Origin of the sequence: Mycobacterium gordonae, from assembly GCF_001417955.2 — a bacterium.
Classification (GTDB): domain Bacteria; phylum Actinomycetota; class Actinomycetes; order Mycobacteriales; family Mycobacteriaceae; genus Mycobacterium; species Mycobacterium gordonae_B.
The window spans coordinates 44,245-55,811 of the sequence record NZ_LKTM01000276.1; the positions used below are offsets into that span (position 1 = coordinate 44,245).

The window sequence follows — 11,567 nt, forward strand, 5'->3', positions numbered from 1 at the left end:
GCTACCGGACGATCTCGCGGTCGCCGAACGCGATGACGGCGGTGGCCCAGTCGCCGCCGGACGCCTCGACCAGCCGCTGGGCGATGTCCAGATCGGCTTTGCGCGCGACCAGGATCAGCGTGGGCTCGGCTGTGGTGACCGATCCGCCGAGCAGTCGGCGGTGTGCGGTCCCGTCGGCGGTGAACGCGTCGCGGAAGCGGGCGAAGTCGATGCCGGACACCGTGATGATGGCCGCCTGCGAGTCGCGCGCAGCCTCGGCCGGGTAGTCGAAGGTCAGCACCGCTTGCTGGTCGAATTGACGGCGCAGTGCCTCGGCGGCGGTGTGCAAGGTGGGTTCGTCGACGACGCACAGATGGAACTGGCGTGCGCGTTCGACGGTGACCTGCTGGCCCTCGTCGGACCAGAACACTCCGTCCAGGAGAACCGAACCCGTGGCCGGTGCGCTGTTGAGGGCGAGCGTGGCATCGGCCTGGATCTCGAACAGTCGTAGCTCGTCGATTCCGCTCGAGTCACTGTTGTCGGTGGCGAACAGCTCCGCCGGGTGGCACGCGGCTGAGTCGGCGTTTGCTGACCCAGGTGCCACAGCAGTGCCACCGGCTATCAGCAGCCACATCAGCACCAGGGCATTTCGGCGGTCGCGAACCGGGCGTCCCCGCCCGCGCCTTGACGCTGTCGGGGGGTGGGTGTTTACTCGAATCGAATCGAACATACTTTCGAAAAAATCTGGTTGGGAGGCTGGTCATGACTGCGGCTTTTGCCTCCGATCTACGCCAGGAAAACCGTGTTGAGCAGCTTAAACAGCTGCGTCAGAAGATCGCCGCATTATCTGGCAAGGATACCGCCCCCGCCGAAGAGCTGGTGCCGTCGGGTCCGGCGCTGCTGCCCCGCGGGACGGTGGCGGTGCTGTCTGGAGCGCGGTCGCTGGTGCTGCGCATGGTGGCCACGGTGACGGCGGACGGGGGCAATGCGGTGATCGTCGGGCAGCCGGACATCGGGTTGCTGGCCGCTGTCGAAATGGGGGCGGACCTGAGCCGGATCGCGGTGGTGCCGGATCCGGGAAACGATCCGGTGGAGGTGGCCGCGGTGCTCATCGACGGCATGGATCTGGTGGTTCTCGGCCTAGGGGGCCGGCGGGTGACGCGGACCCGGGCGCGGGCGGTGGTGGCTCGCGCCCGTCAGAAGGGGTGCACGGTGCTGGTCACCGACGGCGACTGGGAAGGAGCGTCGACGCGCCTGGAGGCCCGCGTCTGCGGCTATGAGTTCGCCGGTGGTGGCCGTCCCGGGGTTGGGCGCATCAGCGGGGTCCGGCTGCAGATCAGCCGGTGCGGACGGTCGGCCGACCGGTCACGAACCGGCTGAGTCTGATGTCTTCCCGCGTTTTGGCGATCTGGTGCATGGACTGGCCCGCGGTCGCGGCGGCGGCGGCCGCGGACCGGTCGGCGACGGATCCGGTCGCGGTCACCCTGGCGAACCGGGTGATCGCCTGTTCGGCGACTGCCCGGGCGGCCGGGGTCCGGCGCGGGCTGCGGCGGCGGGAGGCCGCGGCACGGTGTCCGGAACTGCACATCGTGGCCGCCGATGTGGACCGCGACGCCCGCTTCTTCGAAGGGGTGATCGCCGCAGTGGAGGATCTGGTGCCCCGCCCGGAGGTGTTGCGACCCGGTCTTCTGGTGTTGCCGGTGCGCGGCGCGGCCCGATTCTTCGGATCTGAGCAGCAGGCTGCTGAGCGGCTGATCGATGCGGTGGCCGCCGCCGGAGCCGAATGCCAGATCGGCATTGCCGACGGGTTGTCCACTGCGGTCTTCGCCGCCCGCGCGGGTCGCGTGGTGGAGCCGGGAGGGGATGCGCGGTTCTTGTCGGCACTGTCGATCCGCCAGCTTGCCACCGAGCCCAGCCTGTCCGGACCGGGCCGGGACGAGCTGGCAGATCTGTTGTGGCGGATGGGAATTCGTACCATCGGACAGTTCGCCGCGCTGTCCCGCACCGACGTCGCTTCCCGGTTCGGAGCGGATGCGGTGACTGCGCACCGGTTCGCCCGCGGTGAATCGGAACGGGGGCCTTCCGGGCGGGAACCGCCACCAGAACTCGGCGCTGTGCTGGACTGCGATCCACCGATCGACCGGGTCGACGCCGCGGCATTCGCCGGGCGCTCACTGGCTGCCGCGCTGCATCAGGCGCTGCTGGCCGCCGGCGTGGGGTGCACCCGGCTGGCCATCCACGCCGTCACCGCCACCGGTGAAGAGTTGAGCCGGGTGTGGCGGTGTGCCGAACCGTTGACCGAGGACGCCACCGCCGACCGGGTGCGCTGGCAACTCGACGGGTGGCTGAGTCATCGGATGGCGCGAGGCCGCCCCTTGGACGCGCCGGTGACGCTGTTGCGGTTGCAGGCCGTCGAGGTGGTTTCGGCCGGGGCGCTGCAGCTACCGCTCTGGGGTGGTCTGGGGGAGGAGGACAGGCTACGGGCCCGACGGGCGCTGGTGCGGGTTCAGGGATTGCTGGGCCCGGAGGCGGTGCAGGTGCCGGTGCTGTCCGGAGGTCGGGGGCCGGCCGAGCGGATCACGATGACCCCGCTGGGTGACGAACCGGTGCCGCGGGCCGATCCCGCTCAGCCGTGGCCCGGTCAACTGCCTGACCCGTCGCCGGCGGTGCTGGTCGACGATCCGGTGGAATTGCTTGATGCTCAAGGTAATCCGATTCGGGTGACCAGCCGGGGGGTGTTCTCGGCCGACCCTGCCCTTCTCGCCGTCCGGGGACGGGACGACCGGCTGCGCTGGTGGGCCGGGCCGTGGCCCGTCGACGAGCGGTGGTGGGACGACCGGTCTGAAGCCGGTCAGCGGGCCGGTCGCGTCGCTCGCGCCCAGGTGCTGCTGGAGAGCGAGCGTGCGCTGTTGCTGTGTTACCGGCAGAGGAGGTGGTTCCTGGAAGGCATCTACGAGTAATTCGCGCGCTGATCAGCGGAAATGCCGGGGATTTACCGCCGGGTAAAAAATCAGCGGTTCGGGCCGGACTCGCCGATGCGGCAAATCCGTTGCGTTGGTGAGAGATTCATCGAACAGAGCCGTAGCGTCGGCCGCGTCTGTAACAGAAAAGTAATGATGACCGCTGGCTCGGTCTACCCGACGGAGCGGGACTTGCGCTTGTTCAAGAAGCTCGACCACGACACCACGTCGGGGTTCTCCTTGAGCAGGGCCCTGCGCTGACGTTCGGTCATGCCACCCCACACGCCGAATTCGACCTTGTTGTCGAGCGCGTCCGCGCCGCACTCCCGCAGCACCGGGCAGTGCCTGCAGATGGCTGCTGCCTGACGTTGCGCCGCCCCGGTCACGAACAGTTCGTCGGGGTCCTTCGTCCTGCACAGACCCTGCGATACCCAGGCTCGATCCCCGCCGTCTTCGGCGTGCTGGGTGCTGCTGACGGCGACAAGGTTCAGCCGCCGAGCGGCCGGGCGTGTTCCTGACACGAAGTGCTCCCCTTAACTATCCGGCCGCGATGTGCGGCCGCCTCCCCGCGGTGCAGACCAAGTTGTGACCAACGCTCCGTTGCTTTGTCGCCTCATACGTGATCTGAATCTCACCGTGCTTATAAGTTAGGGGGTCGGGGGCCAATTGCGCAACAGTTCAACGGTAATTTTTGGGACGCATGTGCCATACGGTCGGTATGGTTTCAGCTGTTTGACCTTGACTTTCGGTCTTCAGGCCAGTACTGGGTGGCTTTGACCAGACCCCGAAGACGCCGACCCGGGTCATTTCGTCCGGCGCGCGAAGGCCGCCACCCGCTGCGTGAACCGATCGAAGAACTCAGTCGCGTCAACATCAATGCCTATCTGTGCGTTCGGCTTTCGCGCACCCGACCAATCGGCGGTGGTCATCCCGGGGTTGCCCGACACCTCGACGTCCACCGTGGCGGGCCGGGTCCTGACCAGCTGCGGGTCCAGTGCCACGGCCGCGGCCAGTGGATCGTGCAGGTGCGCCAGGTATCCGAGGCCGCGGTCGCGGTACACCTCGAAGTAGAACCGCATCGCATCCTCGACGAACCGGGTCACCGGTGCGGGCCCCGGCAGGCCGTCGAGCATGTCCGGCGTCATGACCACCTTGCGGGTCAGGTCCAGCCCGCACACCACGGGTAGTCGTGGTCGGCCCGCCCAGGCCGCGAATACCTCGGCCGCCGCCTCCGCGTCCACCCGCACGTTCCACTCCGGCGGCCCCTGGCCATCGAAGACCCCGCCCATGATGACCAGTCGCCGCAACAGTGCCGGCAGCTCCGGTTCGATGCGCAGCGCCAGCGCCAGGTTCGTCAGCGGCGCGGTCGCCAACCCCACCAGCTCACCGGGGTGGGCGTGTGCCGCGCGCACCCAGGCCGTCGCGGCATCGTGGTCGGTGAGCCGCCGGGTGCTGGGCGCCAGTTCGGCGTATCCCACTCCGTTGGGGCCGTGGAAGTCCCCGCGCCGGGGACGCTCACCGTTCAACGGCCGATCGGCTCCGCGAGAGACAGGGATGGGGGCGGCCCGGCACAGATCGAGCAGGCCGAGATTGTTCGCACACACCTGGTCGACGGCGATATTGCCCCCCGTGGAGGCGATACCTATCAGGTCGGTGTCGCTGGCCAGCAAATAGATCATGGCAAGCGCGTCGTCGATGCCGGTGTCGACGTCGACGAACACGGCGCTCACCGGGGCCACGTTACGCTGTGCGGATGCCCGATGATCTGACCCCGCACTTCGACGAAGTTCAGGCGCATTACGACCTGTCCGACGACTTCTTCCGGCTGTTCCTGGACCCCACCCAGACCTACAGCTGCGCGTACTTCGAGCGCGACGACATGACTCTCGAACAGGCGCAGATCGCGAAGATCGATCTGGCGCTGGGCAAACTCGGGTTGCAGCCCGGAATGACCCTGCTCGACGTCGGCTGCGGCTGGGGCGCCACCATGATGCGCGCGGTGGAGCGCTACGACGTCAACGTCGTCGGGCTCACCCTGAGCAGGAACCAGGCCAACCACGTCGAGCAGCTGTTCGCGAAATCCGACAGCCCTCGCACGAAACGCGTTCTGCTGCAAGGCTGGGAACAGTTTGACGAACCGATCGACCGGATCGTCAGCATCGGCGCGTTCGAGCACTTCGGGCACGAGCGCTACGACGCGTTCTTTACACTCGCGCACCGCCTGCTGCCGGATGACGGAATCATGCTGCTGCACACCATCACCGGGCTGCACCCCCTGGAGATGAAGGAGCGCGGGCTGCCGCTGACTTTCGAGTTCGCCCGATTCGTCAAATTCATTGTCACCGAGATCTTTCCGGGCGGGCGGTTGCCGTCGATACCGATGGTGCAGGAGCGGGCCACCGCGAACGGATTCAACGTGACCCGCGTGCAGTCGCTGCAGCCGCACTACGCCAAGACCCTCGACATCTGGTCGGCCGCACTGGCGGCGCACAAGGACCAGGCCATCGCCCTGCAGTCCGAGGAAGTCTATGAGCGTTACATCAAGTACCTCACCGGTTGCGCCGAGATGTTCCGCATGGGCTACATCGACGTCAACCAGTTCACCTGCGAAAAGTGATCACCAGTGCACGCCCGGCACCAGCCGGGCCATCTGCTTGACGGGCCTGGGCACCCCCACCCGCGGCACCGCGCGTCCAGCCCGACTCGGGCGCCTGGGCCGACGGGGTTGTGCGGCAACGGGTTCGGCGGGTTCGGCAATCCCGCGCGCGGCAGCTGAGTCGGGATACCCCAGATAGAGCTGATGCAGAATGCGGCGGGACAGCCTGGGCGCGAACTGGTGACCGGCCTCGGCCAGGGTGCCCATCGGGGTGTCGATGCGCACCGGCTTCTCCACCAGGCCGCGCACCACCATGGCCGCCGCGCGCTCGGCGCTGATCGCAGGCACCGGGTTCAGCCGCTTCGACGGCGCGATCATCGGGGTCGCTACCAACGGCATGTGGATATTGGTGAAGGTGATGTGGTCGGACAGCGTCTCGGTGGAGACCACGTCGGCGAACGCGTCCAGCGCCGCCTTGGTGGGCAGGTACGAGCTGTACTTCGGGTTGCGGGCCTGCACGCCGGCGCTGGAGACGTTGACGACATGGCCGAACCGGCGCTCCCGCCAGTGCGGCAGCAGCGCCAACACCATCCGCACCGCACCGAAGTAGTTGACCGCCATGACCCGCTCGTAGTCGTGCAACCGGTCGGTGGAGTTGACCACCGAGCGGCGGATCGACCGGCCGGCGTTGTTGACCAGGTAGTCGACGTGGTCGAAGCGGCCCAGGATGTCTTTGACGGTGTGCTCCACCGACGCCGAATCGGTGATGTCGCAGGTGAAGGCGTACGCCTGCCCACCGCCCGCGCGGATCTCGTCGACCAGATCGTCTAGAGCCGCACCGTTGCGGGCCAGGGCGAACACGGTGGCGCCGCGCCGCGCCACGGCCAGCGCCGAGGCCCGCCCGATACCACTGGACGCGCCGGTGATGATGACGTGGCGGCCCACCAGCGCCCCGTTCGGGTCGTCGCGCCGGGCCCGATCGGGATCCAGGTGCTCGGCCCAGTATTGCCACAGTTTCGGCGCGTACGACGCGAACTCGGGGACCTCGATACCGGTGCCGCGCAACGCCTTCTGCGTCTCGTCGCTGACGAACGTCGGAGCCAGGTCGATCACGTCGAGAACCTCGGCCGGCACGCCCAATTGGGTGGCCGCCATGTTGCGCAGCACTTTCGCGCGTCCGCTCACCTTCAGCACCGAGGTGGCCATCGAGCGGGGCAGCGTCCCGCGCAGCGGGGGCAGTCCGGCGGCCCGCGCGATGCCGCGGTAGATGCCGCGCAGCCCCACAGTGGTGGGAGCGGTCAGGTGGAACGTCCGCCCGTCTGGAGAAGCCGAGCCGTCGGCATGCATCAGCGCCACCAGCGCGTCGGCCACGTAGTCGACCGGGACGATATTGGTGCGCCCGGTGTCCGGCAGCATCATCGGGGTGAACGACGGCAGGACGGCCAGCCTGGCCAGCACGCCGAAGAAGTAGTAGGGCCCGTCGATCTTGTCCATCTCGCCGGTGCGGGAGTCACCCACCACTACCGCCGGGCGGTAGATGCGGTAGCGCAGCCCGGTCGCGTTCCGTACCAGCGCCTCGGCCTCGAATTTGGTCCGGTGGTACGGCGTCGGCAGGCCTTGGCCGACGTCGAAGTCATCCTCGGTGTACTCGCCCCGGAAGTCGCCGGCCACCGCGATCGAGGAAACGTGGTGGAACGTGGCGCCGAGTTGTTGCGCCAGGGCGATGACGGCGCGGGTGCCCTCGACGTTGGCCGCGCGTTGTTCGGCCTCGCCGACGGTGATGTCGTAGATCGCCGCGCAGTGCACCAGATGGTCGACGTGCCCGAGTTCGGCGATCACCGGATCGGCTAGGTCCAGCTCGGGCAACTCGCCGACCAGCGGTTTCGCGCGCTCGTCCCAGTCCAGGGCGAGGCGCTCGAAGCGGCCCAGCGACGCGCGGCGGACCAACACCCACACCTGCGCATCGGGTTCGCGGTCGAGTAGACGGGAAACGATTCGGCGGCCAATAAACCCGGTACCGCCGGTAACGACATACCGCATGCAGCCCATCGTGGCGGCATACGGCTGCCCGCGTCAACCTCGACGCGCGGCCGAGTTCAGTTGAAGCTGCGCACGCCGTCCCAGTCGACCAATGTCCAGCCGGCTACCGGGTTGCCGGTGATCACCACACGCCCGACGTTGGGCAGCGAGTGGCTGTTCAGCAGGCTCAGCTTGGGGTTCTTGACGTTCATCAGCGTCCACACCATGATCGCCGTGCCCTGGGAGAAGACCGCGGGCTTGTTGTGGCCACTGTCGTAGATCTTGCGAATCGCGGCGCTGAACTGCGAATTGAAGTCGCTGCCGCTCAACGAGCCCGGGATGCTGGTGTCCACGTCGCCGTCCACCCAGCGCACCGGCGCCAGCATGTAGGTCGAGTTGGCCATCGACTCGGGCTTGCCGTTGTACCAGCCGGCGTTGATGGACTGCAGGCCCTGCAGGACCTCGACCTGCCGGCCGACCTCGGTGGCCAGTGGTCCGGCGGTTTGCTGATCCGCGGCCATGGGGGAGGAGTACAGCGCGTCGAACTCGGTGTGGCCGACCTGATGGGCGAGTTGCTGCGCCTGACCCTTGCCGTCGGCAGTAAGGCTGGGACCGGGCACCGCGGTGTCGATGACGCCGTCGGCGTTGGCCTGGGACTGAGCGTTGCGGATGAACGTCAGGGTGATGCTGCGGGCCTGCGGGCTGCTGCTGCAGGCCCCCACGATCACCGCCACGGCGGCCACAGCTACGAATTGGGAGGCCCTCCGGATCAATATGCGCTTCGCCATGGCGATAGCCTGCCCTGCCGACACCGTCGGTGGGAAGGGTTTGCGATGGTTACGTCACCGAAATTGCGGAATTGAAATCTCAGAGGAGACTCGCATGGCGATTGACCCGAGTGCCGTCGGCGCGGTGACCAAGCCGCACCTGTTCGAGTGGACCGACCGCGACACGTTGTTGTACGCGCTCGGAGTGGGCGCCGGGCTCGAGGACCTGTCCTTCACCACCGAGAACAGCCACGACATCCCACAGCAGGTACTGCCGACCTACGCGGTGATCTGCTGCCCGGCTTTCGGCGCGGCGGGCAAAGTCGGAACGTTCAACTGGGCCATGCTTTTACACGGATCGCAGACCGTCCGGCTGCACGCGCCGCTGCCACCGGCCGGCAAGCTGTCCGTGGTCTCGGAGGTGGTCGACATCCAGGACAAGGGCGAGGGCAAGAACGCGATCCTGATGCTGCGCGGCAAGGGGACCGATCCCGAGACCGGCGACCTGATCGCCGAAACGCTGACCACCCTCGTCATCCGCGGTGAGGGCGGCTTCGGCGGTGAGAAAGGGGAGCGGCCGGTGGCCCCGGAATTCCCCGACCGCGATCCCGACGTTCGTATCGAACTGCCCACCCGGGAGGATCAGGCGCTGATCTACCGGTTGTCCGGCGACCGCAACCCGCTGCACAGCGATCCCTGGTTCGCCACCAACCTGGCCGGATTCCCCAAGCCGATCCTGCACGGGCTGTGCACCTATGGCGTCACCGGCCGTGCGCTGGTGGCCGAACTGGGGCAGGGTGTCGCGGCCAACATCACCTCGATCGCCGCGCGCTTCACCAAGCCGGTGTTTCCCGGCGAGACGCTGTCGACGCTGATCTGGAAGACCGAACCGGGCAAGGCGGTCTTTCGCACCGAGGCGTCCGGCGCGGAGGGTCAGGGACCGCGGTTGGTGCTCGACGACGGTGAGGTGGAGTACGTGCCGCCGGCCGTTCGGTAGTAGTGCACATAGGCGATCGCCGGCACCACGACAAAGGTGAGCACGATCAACACGATCGAGTAGTAGTTGGGGCCGCCGTGCGGGCTGAGAATCAGGGTCCGGTAGTCGAAAGACACCGCGAGAGCCACCGAGATTGCCACCGCAGCTATCGGTAACACCTTGTCGGTGAAGGTATTTCGCCTGATCTCTGAATGCGGGCCGGTGCGGTCGCGGGCCAGGGCGATCAGTGCGATCGGGACGATGATGAACTGGATGAAGCGCGCGATGACGGCCAGGCCGGTCAGGGTTTCGTTGTCGAAGCGCAGTGCCAGCGGGAAGGCGAGCGCCAGCGCCGCGGTGATGGCGAAAGCCAGCATGGGGACGCCGAACCGGTTCTTGCCGGACAGGCGGGCGGGCAGGGTGTGGGTGTCCGCCAGTGCGGTCCACAGCCGCGGTGCGCCGAACGACGCCGCCACGTTGATGCCGAACATCGATACCAGTGCGCCCAGGATGACGATGCCGCGGAAGGCGTCGTTGCCGATGGCCGCCGCCAGTTTCACCGTGTCCGGCGATTGGACGATCTTGTCCGACCCCAACAACATCGCGACCGTGACGGCGAGTACGTAGACGGTGCCGACCGCCAGAATCGACAGCGGGATGGCCCGGGGCAGGTTGCGGTCTGGTTCTTCCATCTCCTCGGCGGCATTGGCGATCGACTCGAAGCCGGTGAACGCGTAGAGCGCGGCCACGGTGGCCAGGACCACGCCCGTCAGCGTGCTCTGTCCGAGTTGGACGAACCCGAATAAGGCGTACGGAGCCGGTTGGTAGATGCCGGGGGCGCCCGCTGTGTCGTAGTGGTCCACGTGCTGGCTCGTGATCACCCACAGACCGCCCCCGATGAAGACAGTCAGGGCGAAAATCTTGCCGGCGGTGGAGATTCCGTTGGCCCACTTGATCGCCCGGTTGCCGAACAGATTGATCATCAGGAGCACGGCGATGAACAGCAGGAAGGTCAACGTCTTCACGCTGAACAGGTGCGTTTCCTGAGCCCAATGACGTTGTGGGAAAAGAACATTGAGCAGTGTCGAGACGAAGAGTGAGGCCAGCACGCCCCAGGCGATGGAGGCGACGATGGCGTGGGTGACACCCACGTAGATGCCGATCCGCTGGCCGAATGCCGCGGTGGTGTAGGCATACGAGGCGCCGTTGGTCCTGACGTAGCGGGCGGCGGTGGCGAAGACGAGCGCCATGATGCCGGCGAACAGCCCCGCCAGGATGTAGGCGACCGGCGCCCAGGTGCCGGCGAGCCTGATCACCGCGCCGGGGGTCAGGAAGATGCCGGCTCCGATGACCGCGTTGACCCCGAGCATGACGATGCTCCAGAAACCGAGCTTGCTGATCGCGACGCCCTTCTGTCGGCCGGTGGGATTTTCGCGTCCACCATGTCATTGCCGACGAGCGGGCGTTGCAGCCCCCCGGGTCAGGGCGCGCCGTCGAGTCCGGTGCCGCCGTGCGCGCCGAACAGGATCCCGCCGGCGCCACCGGCAGCGCCGTTGCCCGCGGTGCCGTTGGCTGACGGGCCGGTTCCCGCCGCGCCCCCGTTTCCGCCGATCCCGCCATTTCCGATGTACTGGGCGGAACCGCCCACTCCGCCGCCGCCGCCGTTGCCTCCGACGCGGTTGGCGGTGCCGCTCTTGCCGGTGTTGACGCCGCCCGCCCCGCCGGTCCCGCCGCTGCCGCCGTTGCCGTAGAAGAGCCCGCCGGTTCCGCCGCCGCCTCCGGTGCCACCGTCACCGCCATTGGTGCCGGTCGTGCCGTTGTTCGGGCCGTTCGTGCTGCCACCGGCCCCGCCGCTGCCACCTGCGCCGCCGGCGCCGAGCAACCCGGCACTGCCGCCGGTGCCGCCTTGGCCGCCGAGGCCGCCGCTCCCGATGCTCGAGGCGGTATGGCTTCCACCGTTTCCGCCGGCACCGGCGTCCCCACCGTTGCCATACAGCCAGCCGCCGGTCCCGCCGTTGCCGCCGTTGCCGCCGTTGCCGCCGCGGCCGTTGCCCCCGGATTCGTTGCCGGCGAGCCCACCCTGGCCGCCGTGACCCCCGGTGCCGAACAACCCGGCGTTGCCTCCGTTGCCGCCGAGACCGCCGTCACCGGCGGCGCCGTTCACCTGGTTTTCGCCGCCTGACCCCCCGGCGCCGCCGGCCCCTCCGTCGCCCGACAGGTACCCGGCGCGACCGCCGGCCCCACCGGCGCCACCGGTGCCGGGCGGGTTG

The 11,567-nt window shown here is 68.1% G+C and carries 10 protein-coding genes and 1 pseudogene; 4 read left to right on the forward strand and 7 right to left on the reverse strand.

Annotated features, from left to right (window positions below; all coding sequences use genetic code 11):
• Position 1 precedes the first annotated feature (1 nt).
• Positions 2-709, reverse strand: coding sequence for a hypothetical protein (locus AO501_RS19225; RefSeq protein WP_055579219.1), 708 nt, complete (start codon positions 707-709; stop codon positions 2-4).
• Positions 710-741: 32 nt separating this feature from the next.
• Here AO501_RS19225 and AO501_RS19230 point away from each other — a divergent pair, with 32 nt between their 5' ends.
• Positions 742-1,359 carry a hypothetical protein gene (locus tag AO501_RS19230; RefSeq protein ID WP_055579220.1) on the forward strand — a complete coding sequence of 206 codons (618 nt, stop codon included), beginning with the start codon at positions 742-744 and terminating at the stop codon, positions 1,357-1,359.
• A 5-nt stretch (positions 1,360-1,364) separates the two neighbouring features.
• Complete coding sequence (locus AO501_RS19235) at positions 1,365-2,939, forward strand: DNA polymerase Y family protein (protein ID WP_197419896.1); 1,575 nt, start codon at positions 1,365-1,367, stop codon at positions 2,937-2,939.
• Between the two features lie 173 nt (positions 2,940-3,112).
• Here the strand turns inward: AO501_RS19235 and AO501_RS19240 are convergent, their stop codons facing one another.
• Positions 3,113-3,460, reverse strand: a complete 348-nt coding sequence (locus tag AO501_RS19240; protein WP_055579221.1) for a WhiB family transcriptional regulator — start codon at positions 3,458-3,460, stop codon at positions 3,113-3,115.
• Between the two features lie 282 nt (positions 3,461-3,742).
• Positions 3,743-4,678, reverse strand: a complete 936-nt coding sequence (locus AO501_RS19245; RefSeq protein WP_156452680.1) for a nucleoside hydrolase — start codon at positions 4,676-4,678, stop codon at positions 3,743-3,745.
• Positions 4,679-4,692: 14 nt separating this feature from the next.
• Here AO501_RS19245 and cmaA1 point away from each other — a divergent pair, with 14 nt between their 5' ends.
• Positions 4,693-5,556: a cyclopropane mycolic acid synthase CmaA1 gene (gene cmaA1, locus AO501_RS19250; protein ID WP_055579234.1), complete on the forward strand. Its 864-nt coding sequence runs from the start codon at positions 4,693-4,695 to the stop codon at positions 5,554-5,556.
• Here cmaA1 and AO501_RS19255 read toward each other — a convergent pair whose 3' ends face one another.
• Both AO501_RS19255 and AO501_RS19260 read right to left on the reverse strand, forming a co-directional pair.
• On the reverse strand, positions 5,557-7,575 hold the full coding sequence (locus AO501_RS19255; RefSeq protein ID WP_055579235.1) for an SDR family oxidoreductase: 2,019 nt from the start codon (positions 7,573-7,575) through the stop codon (positions 5,557-5,559). It lies immediately after the preceding gene.
• A gap of 56 nt (positions 7,576-7,631) precedes the next feature.
• Positions 7,632-8,342: a histidine phosphatase family protein gene (locus tag AO501_RS19260; RefSeq protein ID WP_055579222.1), complete on the reverse strand. Its 711-nt coding sequence runs from the start codon at positions 8,340-8,342 to the stop codon at positions 7,632-7,634.
• Positions 8,343-8,436: 94 nt separating this feature from the next.
• Between AO501_RS19260 and AO501_RS19265 the strand changes: the two genes are divergently transcribed.
• Positions 8,437-9,318, forward strand: coding sequence for a MaoC family dehydratase (locus tag AO501_RS19265; protein WP_055579223.1), 882 nt, complete (start codon positions 8,437-8,439; stop codon positions 9,316-9,318).
• On the opposite strand, the gene AO501_RS19270 is transcribed toward AO501_RS19265, so the two are convergent.
• A complete protein-coding gene (locus tag AO501_RS19270) occupies positions 9,255-10,697 on the reverse strand; it encodes an APC family permease (RefSeq protein ID WP_269435180.1) in 1,443 nt (480 codons plus the stop codon). The genes AO501_RS19265 and AO501_RS19270 overlap by 64 nt on opposite strands.
• A gap of 80 nt (positions 10,698-10,777) precedes the next feature.
• A pseudogene (locus AO501_RS38275) lies at positions 10,778-11,567 on the reverse strand (PE family protein); the annotation flags it as partial.